Source organism: Streptococcus huangxiaojuni, from assembly GCF_040930515.1.
Classification (GTDB): domain Bacteria; phylum Bacillota; class Bacilli; order Lactobacillales; family Streptococcaceae; genus Streptococcus; species Streptococcus huangxiaojuni.
In genome coordinates this window covers 280,525-299,195 of the sequence record NZ_JBFQEG010000001.1, presented here as the reverse complement: position 1 = coordinate 299,195, position 18,671 = coordinate 280,525, and the positions used below count along the sequence as shown (strand labels likewise).

The following is an 18,671-nucleotide window of genomic DNA, read 5'->3' as shown; positions in this document are numbered from 1 at the left end:
GTCACCCCGGCCTCCTCATAGGCCGCCTGCACCTCATCAGCTGTCAGCTCGGTCACAAACCAAGGGATTTCTTTGACTTTTTGATAAAGCTCCTCAGCCTTAGAAGACGCCTCATCACGGTAGGCTTTAACATCTTCTGCCGCCAGGCTGGCAGCCTGATGGATTCCTGAGGTGATAATCATGGACTGCTCACTGTCCAAAAAGAAGGTTTCCTGGCTGTTCAGCCCGCCGCCGCTGGCTGTCAGACGCTCTTTCAGCTGATAATAACCCGTCATCAGCTGGTCAACCTGAACAAGCACCATGGCTTGTTCGGCATTCAGAGTTTTTATCGTTCCATCTTCTGTTAGCTCATAGCCGTAAGTCATGTGCTGGGCTGCCATCCCCTCTGCCTTGCGACTGTCCACATAAAAGACCTGACCGACTGCCTCGGCACTCCCCTTGTCAATCCGGCGACCCACCATACTGATCCAGTCCCTGGGATCAACATAATTCTGAATCCGTCCCTTAATCTGATCCACATTGTTTTTCTGCTGATTGGTCATCAGACCGTAAATATTGGGAGCATTGTAGAGATAGGCTCCCTCAATCCGGCTGAGATAGGCTGCCGGCAGGTCCGCTATCGCATACTGGCCCTGCATAGAGCCCAGCGAATGCGCATATAGCTTGAACTGGGCATTAGGATAGAGGGCCATCAGCTCCTTTAAATCCTTGGCTGCCGTTTGAAGCTGGGCGGTGGCATGATCATAGTCTTCCGAATAGTTGGGATGGTTTTGGCCCCAGATACGCAAACCAATCAGAACATCATTTTCAATCCAGTCATTCCAGACATCAGCCCCCTGCATGAAAACCTTGTCCGGTGAAGTAGAACCGCGAAAGAGCACCGTCACCTCTTCAACCGCTTCCGGATTGCCGGTCACCTCAGCTTCAGTCGGCACCACCGCATAAATCTGCTCTCCAGCACCATTTTCATTGTCATAAACTTTGGAGACAAAGCCGACTGTTCTGTCGTATTGATCTGTTACTTCGCTTCCTTTAGTCATACGTTTATTATATTCCGTCATTGCTGTCTGCAGGTTCTCTTCATTAACGTATTTTTTAACCATAAATTATTTATCCTTTTTTAATAAAGCATTAAATTCAACCGATATAATGTGGTAAGCTGAACTATAAGTTCCATCTCCATTATCCATTAAATTGAAGCTCACAAAAGCATCTTTGTTGTTGTTTACAAAAATATCAATGATAAGTCCACCCATAGGATTGTATTCCAGACTGTCTCTGTCAATTTCATAAGACTGAATAATCCCATTTTCTGTAAAGGCCTGAGGTTCCCTCTTTTTAATAAAATCCACATAAACCTTCCGAGCTTCCTTGCTAGTCGCTATCTCAATCATTTTTTGCTTTTCTTGGTGCTGGTACACAGCGAAACCTCCTATTCCTATACCGATAAGAGCTGCGATACTGAACAGTATGCGCTTAATTTTCTTTTTCCTAGGCATTTATCTGCCTCCTTTAACAAAGATACAAAGGCCGTTAAAAATCCATATAAAACAGGGAAGTAGGATTTTAGACCGCGTTCGTTTTACGCTATCAAGTAAAGCAACCCCTGTTATTACCTTACATTATAGCATAAACAGCTTTGTTTTAAAACACTGTATCGGATTTCCAGCACTATTTTCATTGTCATAGATTTTAGAGACAAAGCCCAGAGCCTTTCCATCTGGTCTCCAAGCTATTCTACCTTCTTTCAAATCTTCATACTCTGTCATTGCTATTTGTAGTTTTTCATCATTTATATATTTTTCACTCATTTATTCTCCTTCTTCCAATAATTGAGCTAGTTTAGGAGAGCCAGTTGCCCCAAATACTTCCAATTTCCCTTTTTGATTTCTAACAATACCTATTTGTATATCCATCTGTGTGTCATTGTTGATATACAACCTCACCATCAATCCACCCATTGGATTATAGTCTAGATCACTTTTATCAATTTCATATTCTTGAATTTTTCCTGCAGAGGTTAGTGCCGATTCTTCTATTTTTTTTAAATAATCCTCATAAACCTTCCTGGCTTCCTTGCTAGTCGCTATCTCAATCATTTTTTGTTTTTCTTGCTGCTGGTGCACAGCGAAACCTCCTAATCCTATACTAATAAGGGCAGCGATACTGAACAGTATGCGCTTAACTTTCTTTTTCCTAGGCATTTATCTGCCTCCTTTAACAAAGATACAAAGGCCGTGAAAAACGCAAAGAGAAAATAGGAAGCCGGCGTTAGGTTGCCAAACCTTAGACGGCTTATCTTTGTCCCGCAGCGTTTAGGCCGTGTTCACTTTATGCTATCAAGTAAAGCAACTTTTGTTATTCCCTTACATTATAGCATAAAATGTTCTGTTTTAAAACACTGTATCGGATTTCCAAAACTATTTCTTTTGTTATAGACCTTGGAAACATAGCCGACAGTTCTGTTATATTGGTCTTTAACTGCATTCCCTTTAGCCATACGTTTATTATATTCCGTCATTGCTGTCTGTAGATTCTCTTCATTAACGTATTTTTTAGCCATAAATCACCTATTTTCTTCCAACATATCATCTAACTTGGCGGACACAATATAATACGCCGTGTGGTAAGTTCCATCACCGTTATCTACCAAATTAAAACTCAAATAGGCCTCTGCATCATTATTTACAAGGATATCAACAATAAGTCCGCCCATTGGATTGTATTCGAGTGTTTTGGTATCAATTTCATAAGACTTAATAATGCCGTCTTCAGTCAGCGCATTGGGGTCATTAGCTTTCATATGCTTCTCATAAACCTTCCTAGCTTCCTCACTGGTTGCTATTTCAATCATTTTTTGTTTTTCTTGCTGCTGATACACAGCAAAAACTCCTAATCCTATACCGATAAGAGCCGCGATACTGAACAGTAGGCGCTTAACTTTCTTTTTCCTGGGCATAAATCGGCCTCCTTCATAGTTATTTGAAGTTTTTCTTCATTTATATACTTTGTTGCCAACTTTAACCACTCTTTCCGTAATATTTTTCTTGCGTCTGCCAAAACTTTGGCGAACTTGTATAATATGCCGAACTATAAGTACCATCTCCATTATCCATCAAATTAAACCCCACATCCATTTCTTCATCTCCATTGATAATTACTGTAACCATTAAACCTCCCATTGGATTATAATCTAAAGACTCTTTATCCACTTTATACGAGTATATAAAACCTTTAGCAGTAAATGCTTGCGGATCTTCATTTTTTAAATAATCCACATAAACCTTCCTGGCTTCCTCACTGGTCGCTATCTCAATCATTTTTTGTTTTTCTTGCTGCTGGTGCACAGCAAAACCTCCTAAGCCTATACCGATAAGGACAGCGATACCAGTCAGCAGCCGCTTTAGCTTCTCTCTCCTAGCCATAAGCTGGCCTCCTTCATAGCTGTTTGACGTCTTTCTTCATTGATGTTTTTTACCATTACTTTTCTCTTTCTAAAAAGTTTAATAAATCTGGTGAGCCTATAAAGTAAGCTGAGTGATAAGAACCATCATCATTTTCTATCAAATTAAAACTGATATATATACTTCTTTTTCCGTTTAATACCACTCTCACCATTAATCCTCCCATCGGATTATATTCCAGACTGTCTCTGTCAATTTCATAAGACTGAATAATCCCACTTTCTGTAAAAGCCTGAGGTTCTCTCTTTTTGATAAAATCCACATAAACCTTCCTGGCTTCCTCACTGGTTGCTATTTCAATCATTTTTTGTTTTTCTTGCTGCTGATACACAGCAAAACCTCCTAACCCTATACCGATAAGGACAGCTATACTGAACAGTATACGCTTAACTTTCTTTTTCCTAGGCATTTATCTGCCTCCTTTAACAAAGATACAAAGGCCGTTTAAAAATCTGTATGAAACAGGAAAGTAGGATTTTAGACCGTATTCGATTGATGCTGCAATGCAAGGCAACATCTGTTATTGCCTTACATTATAGCATAAACCGTTTTGTTTTAAAACACGGCATCTACTGTCCCGGACCCATTCTCTTGGTATAGCCGGCTATAGTAAATTGTAAGCGGGCAATACAAACAGCCCCAAAGTTTCAGCATTCATTAAAAATTTTCTAATATACAAAGACAGCGTCATTATTGTTTTAAAGTGTCTTTTTATAATCGTGACTGGTTAACATTATTTTAGAATCTCTGTAATTTCCCATGATTTTATCGCATTTTAGGCCTAAAATGGTTTTATTTTTTCGCCTTTCACGTTATAATGAAACTAGCTATTTCATTTAAGATTAAAGGAAGCCACATGAAAAATAATAAAAGCGAAGTGATTTATTTGATTCTGAGTATCATTACGATTGCTTTAGCAGGGGGGATTTACCTTGTTTTTGGCAATAACAGCAGCACCAATCAGGCGAATTTTACCAGCCAAGATACAAAAGTGACAGCAGAAAAAAAGGCGGAAAAACTGGTCAGCCGGCTCGAAGATAAACAAACTCAGGAAGATTTGGAAGCTGCTCAAAAAGCGGTAGACAAAGTTGAGGAAGAAAAAACAAAGGCCTCACTGCAGAAACGCATTGAGGCGGTTGAGACCGAACTCAGTGCTCAGGAAGGGGCTGAAAAGGCTGTTGCGGCAGCTGAAGCCAACCAGACCCTGGAAAATCTGCACGCTGCACAGGATGCTGTCAATATTGTCTCCAATCCTGAGCGGAAAGCCGCCCTGCAAAAACGTATCGAAGCTGTCTCTGCTGCTCTGGCGGCTATCGGTCTGAATTGATGGCTGCTGCAAAGAATCAATAGAAAAACCAGACCCTGCCCGTAAGCATTTTACTTACGGGCAGGGTCTGGTTTTATTGTCAGCAGAACAGCCTTATGACGGAGCGGTTTCGTAGCCGACCAGAATTCCTCCTTCTTCAGCATAGAAGCTGCACAGGCCGGATGCCGGCTGGCTCTGCAGCTCAGCCTCGGGAAAGCGGCTGTGGATTTTTTCACTGATTTGACGGCAGATTTTCTCATTACGGGCATGGGCAATCAGAACCCGCCCGCCATCATAGCCGGATTTCAGCATTTCTTCAACAACAGCCTCAGCTGATTTTTTCTGGCCTCTGGCCTTCTGCAGAAGTTCAAGTTTACCCTCTTCGCTAGCCCTGCCAACCATCCGAATATTGAGAAAGCCGATGACTTTGCCGACCAGCTTATTCAGACGGCCGTTTTTCACCAAATTATCCACTTTGGCTAAGACAAAGATTAGACGGGTTCTGGCCTGATAAGCGGTAATTTGTTCAACAACTTCGTCAAAAGAAAGCCCTTGATTAATCAGACGGTTCAGCTCTAAGATGATTAAATCCATCTCTCCTCCGGCTGAAAGCGAGTCAATCACATGGATATTGGCCTGAGGATTCTGTTCTAAAAGAAGTTCCTTAGCCAGCTGGGCACTGTTTTGACTACCGGACAGAGAGCCCGTAATCGTAATCGCAATCACATTGTCTGCTCCGGAATAAGCCTGCAGGAAAGCATCGGGACTGGGACAGGAAGAAGTAGCAGAACTCGGAGTAGCATACATCTTTGCCATCATCTCATCAATATTCAGTCCTTCATCGTCTTTAAATACCTCTGAGCCAATTTGAATAGTCAGCGGTACGCACTCAAACTCAGTATCCGCTGCCAGTTGATCAATAGTTTTAAAATCACAGCCAGAGTCAGCTACAATTTTCCAAGACATAAGCATGCTCCTTTTACTGATTTTTTAATTTTTATCTCTTTTTATTTGACAAAAAGAGTTCCTTTACATAAAATTATATCATCGACTAGTTCATAATGATTAAAAATACTGTCAGCTGTAACAGTTAGAAAGGTTTTGTCATGACTGAACGTAAAATCTCAGCCAATTCCTTAAAAAATCTCAGTCAGTTTAATCGGGAAAGCAGGCATCTTACACGCGAAGCCATCGAAACTGCTCTTTTATTTTTTATGGAAACCAAGGAACTGTCTCAAATTACTGTCTCAGAATTGGTGAAAAAAGCAGGAGTTTCCCGCAATGCCTTTTACCGCAATTATAAGTCTAAGGAAGACATTCTTGAAGACATCCTAGTGCAGGTAGTCCGCAGGGCAGCGCGCGGTCTTAAGGCATTTGACCTTAAAACGCAGGGGCATCAGGTCTGGCTTTTTCTGCTTCAGGAAGCCAAAAAAGAGGCTCATATTCTGGGACTTATTTTTAAACAGGGCTGCGAAGAACTTCTGAGTAAAATTGTAGCCAAACGCCTTAAGGGCTACCAACGGTTTAAACGAACCGGTCCTTTTGTAGCTTATACGATTTCTTTTTGGAGCAGTGCTATTATCTCTGTTCTCAAACACTGGATTGCAGACAATATGACCGTCTCTGAAGAAGATTTAGCAGCTGTTAACTTGCCTTTTCTTCCTTAAAGAGGCATAAGGCCTATCATTAAAAAATCTCTTGTATTCTTCCTGTCAGGAAAGAGGCAAGAGATTTTTAATAATTACGACAAAACATGCTTAAAGATGGCTTTTGCCACCCCAGCCTTATCATTGCTGTCAGTCAGATAGCGGCTGTGCTCTTTAACCAGCCTGCTGGCATTGTCCATAGCGACACTGACTCCGGCAAAGCGCAGCATTTCTAAATCGTTAGGGGCATCGCCAAGCGCCATGACTTCTTCAGGACGGAAGCCCAAATTTTGGCTCAGTTTCCGAAGTGCTTTCCCTTTTGTAACGCCCATAGGCATGGCTTCAAAGATATAATCCTGACTGCGCACAGCACTAAATAGGCGGCTCAGTTTTTGAGCTTCTGCTCTTTGAAATAAATCCAGCTGTCTTTTTTCTCCCATATACATGGCCTGAAAAATGATTTCAGAGCTCTTTTTAATCTTATCTAAACTGGCTGCCTGTGCTGTAAGAAAGACCAAACCGGCATCGTACTGTACAAGCTCAGGTACTGTCTCTCCGACAGCATAATAGTTTTGCTGACCGGTCAAAGTCAGGCAGACTTCAGGAAAATCCTGGACAGCCTGACTCAAAGTATTCAGCTCTTGATAGGACAGAGCAGCGTAATCGATCAAATCCCAATTTTTAGTTTGATAGACAGAACAGCCATTGTTCATGATAACATACTCATTATCCGAAAGTCCCAGTTTATTAAAATAGGGCTCAACCCCTGATTTAGGCCGGCCGGTACACAAAACAATCTTAACCCCCGCCTGAGCCGCTCTTTGAAGAGCCAAAATATTCTCAGCAGGCAGCTCTCTGTTAGAATTCAGCAGGGTGCCGTCCATATCAATTGCAATTAGCTTAATCATTTTCTCCCACCATAAACGTTATTTCTCTAAAAAACAGCCTTCCGGCAGCTTGGTTTAGGGTTCTCTACCTTTCGTATTGTAGCATACTCCGCTGTAAAATAAAAGCAGCCTGGAACCTCTTCTTCTCCGTCTAGGCTGCCGGTAAAGGGCTAAATTCTTAAAATCTGGCAGCTCCCTTTTACTAAAAAAGCATCTAAGCCGCCAATCTTAGATACTTTTTAATAAAACAAGCTGTACTGCTGCTCTTATTCCTGTATCAGTATCACCTGTTTAGAGAGTTAAAAACCTGTCAGTAAAAATAAAATCATAGCTGTTTTTTTGGTGAAAGATAGGAGAAATGGAAAAGATTAACCAACTGGTTTTTATTTCTTTAGTCATCTAAGGCACCTCTACCTATAAATATTGGAGATTCATGGCTAAAAACTTAGGAGGTCTGACCTTATTTTTCAAGTGTCAGAGTGCGATGCCCTGTTATGTCTGCGAAACTGAGTGACTGATCAAGGAAAGGCTTCAAAAACTTTTATTTTTTCCGCCTCCTTGGCAGCAAACCAACAGCCGTAAACAAAGAAGAACTGCCTAGAAGAAAAGCACCGACTGCTGAAGAATCACCTGTTTGAGGCAGTTCTTTTTCAGTACCACTGTATTTACTGAGTGTCAACACTTTTTCATCCTGATTGGTGCTCTGCGGTGAAATAGAAAGCGCTTCTTGTTTTGGCTGAGACTTAGGTTCTGGTTTTGGCTGTGGGTCTGGATCTGGCTGGGGTGTCCGCAGCGGTTCTGTCACTTCTTTATAAACATAGGTGATTTCCGTTGTCCCTTCAACTACCTGTCCAGTCTCATTGCCAATAGTCTTAACCGGCACAAGGATATATCGTTTACCATTTTTTTCAATAACCACCGGCTTGTGGTCGGTTGTATCATATGCTGTACCTGTCGGACTTTCCGGAGTATCTTCTACATCTTCCGCAATGGTTTCACCGGCTTCGTTGATATAATGAATAATGACATTGCCATAAACGAGCTCATAGTAATAATTAATTGTTTTTGTTTGGTCTGAAGCAACAACTCCAATTTCTAAGTCCCCGTCAGTTACTGGGTGAGGATTAGATTTAGTTACGAGCCTCCAGATACGTCCTTGCTCATCTTGAATCGTTTCTGCTTTTAAAATCGTGCTGTCATATCCTGTACCAGCCTGAGCACCGCTCAAAAGAGCCTCACTAGATAATACTTTTGCTTTATTGATCCCTGTAGTTGTACCAGATAAAGTCCCTAAGACCGTGCCTTGTGAATCAACTGCAAAATACTCAACAGTAACTGCACCTGCTTTTTCATAGACGTAAGTCAAATGGAGATCTGTTGCAGCTTCAATTGCACCAGTCTCTGAGCTTATATATTTAACCAACTTATTATTTTCTACTGTTTCTCCTGGAAGGTTTTCAGTTTTAACTTCTTGAGTTGTCAAATAATAAACATCTCCATTAAAAATAATTTGTTCGGGTTTGAAATCAGCTTCAGCAGTATTAAAAGGTGAAGCTGTCACACCATGATCAATCTTTATGCGCTCTGCCTTAATCACATTACCTTTTGTATCTTCATAGTGAACGATGACACTACCTTTTTCAACATAGTAATAGTAAGCATCTATAAAGTGCGGGGCATTATCATTTTGAAGACGAAACCAATTTGACTGGCTAAACTGTGTATTACCATTGAACAATGCGGGGAATAGCAAAGCTCCATTAGTGACACTATTACTGCCAAATGCTGATATGACTCTAACAGCCCCATTATCCCTAAAGGTCAGTCCTGCCTGCTGAGCCCAGTCATTCCAGCTCTGATTATAGTCGATTGAATTCCATTCTCCTGGCTTAAGAACCGGTGTTTCAAACACTTTCAGGTATTTATCTGTTTGTATCTGCTCATCACCTTTTTCTTGGTTGACATCGTATTCCTTAACATTGACTTTTGCAGGGTCTAAAATCCAAAATTCAATTTTAGCATCGCCATTTTCGTTAACAGTCCGTTTTAGGCGTTTCACATAGCGAACGGACCCTGTCCGCACTAAAGTATCAGGTATCAAACGAGGAAAAAGCACTCCTTCAGAAATACCGTTTTGCTCAGGTGTTTCAACCAACTCATACTTATCATACTCAGCGACACCAGATACATGAAATGTCTGACCTGCAATTCCCTCTTGGACGTAGACACTGAGGTCATCTTCCTTATCTGTTCTTTGAGAATAATAAGAAGCATTACCAGCTAGATAAGTTTGATACCTGTCATAATCCACCACTTTATAGTAATTATTCTGTTTAACACTGTCAGGCACTATAAGATTAATGGAATTCACAATTATTCCTTGAATTGTTGGCTCTTCTGCTACCAGAACATAGGTCACTTGAGCCTCCGATTTAAAGACAGAGCTTCTGATATTTCTTGTGACAGCACCATTGCTGTTGGTAGCTTCTGAATAAGAAAATGGGTATAGATAGCCAGCATCTCCGTTACCCACAATTTCTCTAATTTTATCAAAAATAAGATCATCTGCGGTATTAGGAGAGAGCTCTTTTGTTTCAAGAATAGTATTAGTAGCTGCATCAACTAAGTTGACTTGAACATTAAAAGAGGACCTATCTCTTGAAAGCGAAAAGGTTAGATACCAATCCTTTTGAAATTTTCCATTAAATGTAGTCCTGCTATTTGTAGCCAGATTATCTAGTGCTACTATTGCAAAAGTATACTGGTTTTCATCTGGGTTCACTTTGTATTTTGTAATATCAACTGTTGTATTATTGGATAGTTTTAGTGTATCTGAAACAGTTGGATTACTAATAGTTGCTTGAGTTTCTGCTTCTGTTTTATTGATAGGTACCTCAGTAAGATTAGTCCATTCACCATCAGTTTCAGTATTCTTCGCATTCGTGTCAGGTATAGTCGTGTCAGCTTCATCAGCCGTATCTGACTCCAATGCACTTACCGATAAGTTTTCCGTATTAGCTGCCACATCAAGTTTTCCATCTGCTAAACCGGTTGACAGATCAATTCCTTCCACTGGTTTTAAATCGTCTGTCTCCGTTTCAGTATCTGTGCTCATTCCTTGACTAAAAACCAATTCTTCAGGTGGTGAGCTGGTGTCAGGCACAATTTCATCTGCTAAGATAGTTCCTCTGCCCGCTAAGAAAAAAGCAGCAATAGCAACAGAAACAACTCCGATACGCAATTTTCGAACCGAGTAGCGAAAGTTATTTTCTGCATTCGCCTTTAATGCACCTTTTCTTCCATTTTTCATAAGGCAAAAAATCCTTTCTTTTTTATATTATTTATAATTACTGTTTATCCAGATAACCATCTAGCAAACAGCTAATTACCATATGTCATCAAGCACAATCTCCATAGCCTATTTTTCTTTGCGAAAAGCTACACTGTATCCTTGTTTTAACAAAACTGTTTATCTTATCGCTATGAATACATTGGAAAATGCCCTGCTAAATAATTTGCTTTTGGGTTCTTAGACCAAGAGACAATCTCCTTCAGTTCAAATAATTTTGCTTAAAATCCGAGAGCAGTTTCATGTATTTTGGAAAAGTAAGCCTATTCAATCACGCGCCTCTGTGCCAAATCCCTGTACCAGTAGGCACTTTTTTTGGGGTAGCGTTCTTGCGTTTCAAAATCAACATAGAAAAGTCCGTAACGTTTTTCATAACCGTTTGACCATGAGAAAACATCCATCAGCGACCAAATAAAGTAGCCCTTCACATTGGCACCGTCATGTATAGCATCGCTAACAGCTGATAAATGCTGTTTGACATAATCGATGCGGGCATCATCATAGACGGTGCCATTGACAAACTCATCTTTATAGCCCAGCCCATTTTCTGTAATGTAAATTTTCTTATAATTTGGATAATCCTGCTTAATCCGCATAATCTGGTCATACAGGCCCTGCGGGTAAATCAACCAGTCCCAGTCGGTCCGAGGAATGTCAACATCAAACTCCCGCCGGCCGACACCTTTAATCTGATATTTTGAACCGCCTTTGTCCCCGGTTGCATTGTGCGTAATCTCAGTTTCGCCGTCAAAGGCCCGCATCCAGTCACTCATATAGTAGTTGATGCCCAAGAAATCATTGAGGTCCTTAGCAGCCTTAAGTACCGCAAAATCTTCGTCCTGTAAGTCCAGTTTGCCGCCATTAACTGACAGGATATGAAGAACACCTTCTATCGCTTTTTTAGAGTAATCGCCCAGATAAGTCGCATCTAAGATAAATTTATTGTGGATAATATCTTCCAGTTCAGCTGCCCTGACATCAGCTGGATCAGCTGGATTGTAAGGGTATTTTGTCGGCAGAGCATGGACAACACCGATCTCTCCGGCATAACCGCTGTCTTTGAACAATTTGACCGCACGGGCATGAGCGACCATCATATTATGATGAGACTGAAAGAGTTTAGCAAAATCATACTGAATCCCCGGCGGAAATTTCCCCACAAGATACTGCCCATCGCCAATCGGTCCGATTTCATTGAAGGTCGTCCAATAATTAACTTCGGGAAATTCCTTAAAACAAAAGGCTGCATAATCGACAAAATGATCAATATTTTCCCTATTTAGGAAATCTCCCTTGGAATGCAGACTTTCCGGTGTATCAAAGTGATGCAAAGTAACAAAGGGTTCAACATGATGTTTATGGCATTCTGCAAAAAGCTTATGGTAGAAGTCTACTCCTTTTTGATTCACTTCACCAAAGCCAGTCGGAAAAATGCGCGACCAGGCAATGGATATGCGAATGCCGTTGACACCGAATTCCTGAGCCAGCTGCAGATCGAGTGGATACTTGTGATAAAAATCGCTGGCAGGTTCAGCCGTATACCAGTAATTTTCTTCTAGGAAAGTATCCCAGGCGACACGACCTTTGCCATCTTCATGAGTAGCCCCTTCTGCCTGATAAGCTGCTGTTGCTCCGCCAAAAATAAAGTCTTCCGGTAATCTTTTCATTTGCAATGACCTCACTCTAATAGCCTAGTTCTTGAACTGTTCTTCCACAAAAGCCAGTGCCCCCTGCCCGTCACGAGTCAGGCTGATATACTGAGCCCCTTGTGTTTTCGCCAATTTAATACCGAGTTTGTCTGTCTCAAGTTTCATATCTTCATAGTTAGAGGCAACCTGCGGTGCTAAAATCACCAGCTGGTATTCCGGCAGAATTTCCCGGTGGGCGCCATAACTTCCTGCGGCTGCCTTAAGGGGAACACCATGTTCAGCTGCAGCCTTGTTCAGAGCATTGGCTAAAAGACCGCTGGTGCCGCCGCCGGCACATAATACTAAGACATTGGTTTGCTTTGTAATCTGGCTGCTTGAATCTGTCTTTTCTTCACTGACACCAGCTTTTTCCAGCAGGTTTTCTGCCTTTTGTGTATCAAAATTAGCAGCAACTTTTTCCTTAAGCTGTGCGGATCCATCTGTCCCCGCCGCTTCTTCTGCCAAAATTTCCTCATCATAGACCTTAACAAAAGGGTAGTAAATAATCAGGTCCACTACAATCAGTAAAGCAGCAAGAACAAACGATAAGGCCGCAAAACCGGTTCCCATGACAATCCCTAAAGGCCCTGGCGTGGTCCAAGGGAGATTAGCAAAAAAGCTGTTCATTCCCAGCGTATCCACAAAGAATTTAAAAATCCAGACATTGACGATCGGTGCAGCAATAAAAGGAATGAAGAAGACCGGATTCAGGACAATCGGTGCACCAAACAGAATCGGTTCATTAACCCCAAAGAAAGTCGGTACAACGGAAGCGCGGCCGATTGCCCTGTTGCGTTTGGACTTACAGAGCCACATGAACATAAAAGGAACGACTAGGGTTGCCCCAGTGCCTCCCATAGTAACAATAAACATCTGTGTGCCTGATGTGATGACCTTATCGGCATGCTGACCGGCCTGTACCAGCTGCATATTGAGCTCTACATTGGAATAAGTGATAGCAGCAATTGCCGGCTCAACAATTGACGGTCCATGAATCCCGACGAACCAAAACAGGGCATAGGCTCCAAAAATAAGCGTAATCCCTAGGTAACCGTCTGCTGCTGAGAATAAAGGAGCCAGTAAGGTTCCGATCGATTCAGCCACATTAACACCAACAAGCCTTTGAACTATGAGCTGGATACCATAGAGAATAATAATGGAAAAGGCAAAGGGAAAAATATCTTTAAAAACCTGAGAGATATTAGGCGGCACCTCACTTGGCATAGGAATTGTCACATTATTTTTGACACAGAAACGGTAAACATTGACAGTAATAAAAGCTGCGATAAAAGCTGTCAAAAGTCCCTTGGTTCCCATAAATGAGCTCAAAAAGCCGCCTTCCTCGGCTGGATCAGCCGCCATAAGCAGGAAACCAGCCATAGAGGCTAACATCGTCGATAAATAGTTGATTTGATTGGTCGATTCCATCGTTCGATTGACGGAATCGGTCAGGGATTTTGCTGTTGTGCCGGCAACTAAAAAACCGATAATTCCCATCGTGTAATTATAAGGCGTCATTAGAAGGCTTTCCATGCCTGTTGACCATGTAAAGCCAAAAATGTTAGGAACATAGGCAATTAAAAGGAAAATACTGGAAAATAAAATGACTGGCATAGCAGAGATAAAGCCATCACGAATAGCCCTCAAGTAAATGTTGCGTGAAATTTTTTCGAAAAACGGCTTTCCTTTTTCAATTTGAGCAATTAAAGCATTCATGATTAACTCCCTCTTTTATATAATGCAATGAAATGTTTCATCAAATCTTTCAATAAGACCGCTGTCATTAAATGGTCCTGCCCATGCATTAAGGTAACACTGAGTTCAATATCCGAACCTTGAGCTTCCTTGGTTAAAAGTTCCGTCTGGGCCTTATGAGCATCGACAATACACTGATTAGCCTGCTCAATCAGTTCTTGAGCCGCCTCAAATTCCTTGTTTTCTGCTTTTGTCAGTGCCTCTAACAGTTTGGAGCGGGCATCTCCGGCATAAGCCACAATTTCAAAGCCTAGTAATGTTGTTTCTTCTCTGTTCATCGTTTCTCCTTCGCTGTCTTAAAGTTTTTCAGTCCAAGGTGTCGCTGTTTGTGCCAGAACGCTGTTTAATTCATCAATCTGGTTGAAGCCTGTAGTGCGCAGCCACTGTCTGGCTGCTTCTGCTCCTTTTTCAATATAAACAGGAACCGAACCTGCCCATGTCGCCCTGCCACAAAGAACACCGTTAAACTGGGCCCCGGCCTTTTGTGCAAAAATCAGTGTTTCTTGGAACAGTTTACTGCTGACACCGGCACTTAGATAGATATAAGGCAAATGTGTCGCTGCCTCTTGTTCCTCAAAATAAGCCGCTGCCTGCTCCTGATTGTAAACAACCTCACCATCTGAAAAACCTTCAACATAAGCCATATTGACCGGCACTTCAACCTTGAGTACATCAACATTGAAACGGTTTTTAGAAAAGACTTTCATCGCTTCAATGACCTTTCTCGGTTTCACTTTGGCAAATGCGGCACTGCTGCTGTCAGCAATTTTTTCGTCATAAGTCAAAATTTCCAAAAAGAAAGGAATATCCTCTGCTAAACATTCTGAACCGATTCGCTCAATATAAGCCTGCTTTTGTTGGTTGACATCAGAATCGCCGTCAACATCATAGTAAAGCAAGAATTTTACTGCATCTGCCCCTGCTTCTTTTAGCCGTTTAGCCGACCACTCAGGCAGACAATCCGGCAAACGGCTTGTTGTGCTTGCATCATAACCGGTCTTCTCATAAGCAAGGAGAAGGCCTGACTGCCGATCGCGCAGCTGGCTTGCCTCAAGACCGTATTCAGGATCCAATAAAATCGAAGAGGCATAGGGTGTTAATTCTTCTGAAACCAAAGATTTCAGTTCTTCCATCTGCTGCCTTTGCGGTACTTCTTCTTGAAACTGGGCCATCATTTTGCGCAAAGCGCCGCGCTGATCAAAGGCCAAGGCGGAAATAACGCCCTTACTGCTGAGTTTTTCTAATGATTGTCGTTTTTGTTCTGTAAATCCCATTTTTATACCTCTTCTACATGGATTTGTTTAAATAATTTTTCATAATCAGCCAGATTAACATGACCGGTCATTTTTTCCTGAGCATTCAGCATCCCTAAGACATTAGCTTTTTTTAACAAATCAGCATCAGAAAGCCCGTGCAAAAGACTTGATGCAATGCCGGCCACCGTTGAATCTCCTGATCCTACCGGATTGGCAACCTTAATTTTAGGAATTCTGACACGATAAAAGGTCTCATTATGTTTGGCAAAAGCACCTGCAGCTCCCAGAGAAACAATCACCCAGCTGATGCCGTCAAACATAGGTTGAGAGAGTAAGTCTTTCAGAGTCTGATTGTCAGCTGCAAGAGGCTCCCCCGTAAGCTGACCCAACTCTTCTAAATTGGGTTTAATAACAAAAGGCTTAGCTGAATGTTTCAGCACTTCCAGCAGTGGTGCGCCTGAACAGTCCAAAACGATTTTCTTCTGATAGGCATCAGCCCGACGGATCAGCTCTGCATAATAGTCAGAAGCAAGCCCATCCGGCAGACTTCCCGAAATAGTAATCACATCAAAAGGCCGACACAGGCGGTCAAAATGCGAAAGGAAGCTTTCTGCCTCGGCAGGGGTGATTTTTGGTCCCTTCTCTAAAATTTCAGTTTGCTGCCCTTCATGCAGGATAGCAATACAGTTTCTGGTTTCCCCGCGGATAGGGAAAAAATGGTGATGGATAGCCGCTTCTGATAATTTATCCTGCAGATAAAGGCCAGTTTTCCCGCCGATTAATCCGGTAGCCATAACATCTTCACCAAGTTCGGCCAGCACACGGGTAACATTCAGGCCTTTCCCACCCGGTGTTTTACTAACTTCAGCTGCTCTGTTGACAGTATCAAGCGCCAAGCGGGGCAGGGAATAAGATATATCGACAGCAGGATTCATCGTTACAGTAAGAACCATTTTTCTCCTTCCTTCTTCAATCGTGATAGTCGCCGCGGTCCCATTTTTCTAAAAATTCGTCAAAAAAATGAGGGTCTTGCTGGTCAGCATTCAGACTTTCCAGCTGAGCGATTTTTTCAATCCATTTTTTATTTTCTGGATTTTCTTTATACTCAGCTTCAATAAAAGCAGTGATAATATCGCACATCAAGAGATGGCCGGTAATTTTTCCGCCAAAACCAATAACATTAGCATTCAGCTCTTCTTTGGCATAAAGAGCTGATGTCATATCACGAACCAAGGCAGCCCGAACACCAGGAACCTTATTAACGGCATTAGTGATACCGACACCGGTTCCGCAGATGCAGATACCTAAATCGGCCTCTCCTTTGACTACCGCTTCTCCCACTTTTTTGCCGAAAATCGGATAATGGGTCCGCGTATGGTCGTAAGTCCCACAGTCAAGTACATCATAACCTTTGGCTTTCAAGAAATCCGAGACAGCAATTTTCTCATCTGTTACAATGTGGTCACATCCAAGAGCGATTTTCATTTTTTCTCCTCATTTCTAGCACATCTTATTTAGCATATCGACACGAATTTGGTGACGTCCGCCATCATAGCTGCCTTCTGCAAAAGCTGAAGCAATATTTTTGGCGAGTCGGTCACCGACAATCTCTGCACCTATTGTGATCATTCGGGCATTGTTATGACTGCGTGTCATATAAGCTGTACGCTCATCTGAGACCTCTGCAGCAATCATCCCTTTTATTTTTGTTGCTGCCATAAAGCTGCCGGCACCATAAGCGTCAATCATGATCCCAAGATTGTCTGTGTCCTTCAGCTTAGCTGCCACGGTCAGTGTATTATCGATAAAATCTTTTGTGTCGTCACTGACATCTGACACTTCATAGCCTGCTGACAGAAGATGGGCCTTTAAAACATCCTTGAGCCTTTTCCCATGAGCATCTGCACCGATAACAATCATCATTTCAAGCCTCCTTTTGCTGACTGCTACCCTTTAAAAGGTAGAAAATGTTTGTTTTTGTTTGTTTTACCCTTTTATAATAGCAAAGAATACAACATGTGTCAACATACTCGTGTTTATTTTTTTGTTTTTTATAATATTATTTTAAATTAACTGCTTTTTTAACCTTTTTTCTTCATAATAGTCTTTATATTTATCCAGATAAAGTGTTCTTTTATTGTTTGTTTTTGCTTATATGCCTTGAAAAATGGGTAAGTATGTGCTATATTGAATAGATAATCAGAAATGAAATTAGGTAAGATGATGTTAAAAAGAGAGAGGCTGCAGCGCATCGTTGATAGGGTCAACCAAAAAGGCGTTGTCACCGTTAATGATATTATCCAAGAACTCGAGGTTTCTGATATGACTGTCAGAAGAGATCTGGATGAACTGGAAAAGGAGGGACTCCTCAGCCGAGTACACGGAGGCGCTCAGAGTATTTCTTTCCTGCAAAAGCAAGAAAAATCCAACAGAGAAAAGCAGACTGTCCAGATTAAAGAAAAGCAGGAAATTGCCCGCTCTGCGGCAAGCCTTATCAACGATGGCGAAACTATTTTTATCGGCCCGGGGACAACTCTGGAATTTCTTGCTAAAGAACTGATTAACAGAAATATCCGAATTGTCACTAACAGCCTCCCGGTTTTTAATATCTTATCTAAAAGCACAACTGTTGATCTGCTACTGATTGGCGGCGAATACCGGTCTATTACTGGGGCTTTCACAGGTTCACTGGCCAGAAGCAATGTGGCATCGCTGAAATTTGCTAAGGCTTTTATCAGCTGCAATGGTATCTATAATAATGATATTGCAACTTACAGCGAAGCCGAGGGGAATATCCAAAAGCTGGCTTTTGATAATTCTATAGAAAAATTTCTTTTGATTGACAGCCAAAAATTCAACACCTATGATTTCTGCGTTTTTTATCAGCTGACTGATATTACGGCTCTGATCACTGATTCATCGGTGCGCAAAGAAGATTTGACAAAATACGGACAGCTGACGCATATTCTAAAGCCAAATCCGCAATCAAAGGAAGCATAACCCTTTCTTCCAGCTTATTATTGTCTTCAAAAAAATCACGCTCCCTGTATTATAGGAACCGTGATTTTTTTGGAGACATTTTATTAATCCCTTTTATCCGTTTTGTAGTATAATAAAAGTGTAAACCTTTTCATTTTTATTTAATGAAAAGAAACACGGCCCAAAATCCTAGTGAAAAAGATGGCTGTCAGCGTGATGCCAGCATCACTTGCCATCCCCTATTTTCATACAGATTTTTAACGGGCTTTGTATCTTAATAACTGAACATGCCCTAAACGCTGTGTAAAAAAGATAGACTTCCCTTGAGTCTTTAATGACTC

The 18,671-nt window shown here is 41.6% G+C and carries 21 protein-coding genes; 3 read left to right on the top strand and 18 right to left on the bottom strand.

What is annotated here, in order from left to right; translation table 11 throughout:
• From AB3329_RS01410 to AB3329_RS01375, 8 genes are all read right to left on the bottom strand, one after another.
• Positions 1–1,103: Mbeg1-like protein (locus tag AB3329_RS01410; RefSeq protein ID WP_368393943.1), on the bottom strand; the 1,103-nt coding region annotated here is incomplete at its 3' end.
• A gap of 3 nt (positions 1,104–1,106) precedes the next feature.
• On the bottom strand, positions 1,107–1,499 hold the full coding sequence (locus AB3329_RS01405; protein WP_368393942.1) for a DUF1310 family protein: 393 nt from the start codon (positions 1,497–1,499) through the stop codon (positions 1,107–1,109).
• 123 nt (positions 1,500–1,622) lie between these two features.
• On the bottom strand, positions 1,623–1,811 hold the full coding sequence (locus tag AB3329_RS01400; protein ID WP_368393941.1) for a hypothetical protein: 189 nt from the start codon (positions 1,809–1,811) through the stop codon (positions 1,623–1,625).
• Entirely contained in the window at positions 1,812–2,204 is a 393-nt protein-coding gene (locus tag AB3329_RS01395; protein WP_368393940.1) for a DUF1310 family protein, read from the bottom strand.
• Positions 2,205–2,371: 167 nt separating this feature from the next.
• On the bottom strand, positions 2,372–2,563 hold the full coding sequence (locus AB3329_RS01390; RefSeq protein ID WP_368393939.1) for a hypothetical protein: 192 nt from the start codon (positions 2,561–2,563) through the stop codon (positions 2,372–2,374).
• Between the two features lie 3 nt (positions 2,564–2,566).
• Positions 2,567–2,959 carry a DUF1310 family protein gene (locus AB3329_RS01385; protein ID WP_368393938.1) on the bottom strand — a complete coding sequence of 131 codons (393 nt, stop codon included), beginning with the start codon at positions 2,957–2,959 and terminating at the stop codon, positions 2,567–2,569.
• Positions 2,960–3,020: 61 nt separating this feature from the next.
• Positions 3,021–3,425 (bottom strand): DUF1310 family protein, encoded by a 405-nt coding sequence (locus tag AB3329_RS01380; protein WP_368393937.1) that lies wholly within the window; start codon positions 3,423–3,425, stop codon positions 3,021–3,023.
• 55 nt (positions 3,426–3,480) lie between these two features.
• Positions 3,481–3,873, bottom strand: a complete 393-nt coding sequence (locus AB3329_RS01375; RefSeq protein ID WP_368393936.1) for a DUF1310 family protein — start codon at positions 3,871–3,873, stop codon at positions 3,481–3,483.
• A 447-nt stretch (positions 3,874–4,320) separates the two neighbouring features.
• Between AB3329_RS01375 and AB3329_RS01370 the strand changes: the two genes are divergently transcribed.
• A complete protein-coding gene (locus AB3329_RS01370) occupies positions 4,321–4,791 on the top strand; it encodes a peptidase (protein WP_368393934.1) in 471 nt (156 codons plus the stop codon).
• Positions 4,792–4,884: 93 nt separating this feature from the next.
• On the opposite strand, the gene AB3329_RS01365 is transcribed toward AB3329_RS01370, so the two are convergent.
• Positions 4,885–5,736 carry a DegV family protein gene (locus AB3329_RS01365; protein ID WP_368393933.1) on the bottom strand — a complete coding sequence of 284 codons (852 nt, stop codon included), beginning with the start codon at positions 5,734–5,736 and terminating at the stop codon, positions 4,885–4,887.
• Between the two features lie 140 nt (positions 5,737–5,876).
• On the opposite strand from AB3329_RS01365, the gene AB3329_RS01360 reads away from it, so the two are divergent.
• Positions 5,877–6,437: a TetR/AcrR family transcriptional regulator gene (locus AB3329_RS01360; RefSeq protein ID WP_368393932.1), complete on the top strand. Its 561-nt coding sequence runs from the start codon at positions 5,877–5,879 to the stop codon at positions 6,435–6,437.
• Positions 6,438–6,511: 74 nt separating this feature from the next.
• Here AB3329_RS01360 and AB3329_RS01355 read toward each other — a convergent pair whose 3' ends face one another.
• The 9 genes from AB3329_RS01355 to lacA all read right to left on the bottom strand — a co-directional run bounded on the left by AB3329_RS01355 (position 6,512) and on the right by lacA (position 17,274).
• The gene (locus AB3329_RS01355) at positions 6,512–7,324 is read right to left on the bottom strand and encodes a Cof-type HAD-IIB family hydrolase (protein ID WP_368393931.1); all 813 of its coding nucleotides are present in this window, start codon (positions 7,322–7,324) and stop codon (positions 6,512–6,514) included.
• Positions 7,325–7,844: 520 nt separating this feature from the next.
• Positions 7,845–10,613 (bottom strand): MucBP domain-containing protein, encoded by a 2,769-nt coding sequence (locus tag AB3329_RS01350; protein ID WP_368393930.1) that lies wholly within the window; start codon positions 10,611–10,613, stop codon positions 7,845–7,847.
• A gap of 302 nt (positions 10,614–10,915) precedes the next feature.
• Positions 10,916–12,319 (bottom strand): 6-phospho-beta-galactosidase, encoded by a 1,404-nt coding sequence (gene lacG, locus AB3329_RS01345; protein WP_368393929.1) that lies wholly within the window; start codon positions 12,317–12,319, stop codon positions 10,916–10,918.
• Positions 12,320–12,343: 24 nt separating this feature from the next.
• Positions 12,344–14,056 carry a lactose-specific PTS transporter subunit EIIC gene (locus AB3329_RS01340; protein ID WP_368393928.1) on the bottom strand — a complete coding sequence of 571 codons (1,713 nt, stop codon included), beginning with the start codon at positions 14,054–14,056 and terminating at the stop codon, positions 12,344–12,346.
• Between the two features lie 2 nt (positions 14,057–14,058).
• On the bottom strand, positions 14,059–14,373 hold the full coding sequence (locus tag AB3329_RS01335) for a PTS lactose/cellobiose transporter subunit IIA (protein ID WP_368393927.1): 315 nt from the start codon (positions 14,371–14,373) through the stop codon (positions 14,059–14,061).
• 18 nt (positions 14,374–14,391) lie between these two features.
• Positions 14,392–15,369, bottom strand: a complete 978-nt coding sequence (gene lacD / locus AB3329_RS01330; protein ID WP_368393925.1) for a tagatose-bisphosphate aldolase — start codon at positions 15,367–15,369, stop codon at positions 14,392–14,394.
• Positions 15,370–15,371: 2 nt separating this feature from the next.
• Positions 15,372–16,304 carry a tagatose-6-phosphate kinase gene (locus tag AB3329_RS01325; protein ID WP_368393924.1) on the bottom strand — a complete coding sequence of 311 codons (933 nt, stop codon included), beginning with the start codon at positions 16,302–16,304 and terminating at the stop codon, positions 15,372–15,374.
• A gap of 16 nt (positions 16,305–16,320) precedes the next feature.
• Positions 16,321–16,836 carry a galactose-6-phosphate isomerase subunit LacB gene (gene lacB / locus AB3329_RS01320; RefSeq protein WP_368393923.1) on the bottom strand — a complete coding sequence of 172 codons (516 nt, stop codon included), beginning with the start codon at positions 16,834–16,836 and terminating at the stop codon, positions 16,321–16,323.
• Between the two features lie 15 nt (positions 16,837–16,851).
• The gene (gene lacA / locus AB3329_RS01315; RefSeq protein ID WP_368393922.1) at positions 16,852–17,274 is read right to left on the bottom strand and encodes a galactose-6-phosphate isomerase subunit LacA; all 423 of its coding nucleotides are present in this window, start codon (positions 17,272–17,274) and stop codon (positions 16,852–16,854) included.
• Between the two features lie 300 nt (positions 17,275–17,574).
• Between lacA and AB3329_RS01310 the strand changes: the two genes are divergently transcribed.
• Entirely contained in the window at positions 17,575–18,351 is a 777-nt protein-coding gene (locus tag AB3329_RS01310) for a DeoR/GlpR family DNA-binding transcription regulator (protein ID WP_368393955.1), read from the top strand.
• Positions 18,352–18,671 lie beyond the last annotated feature (320 nt).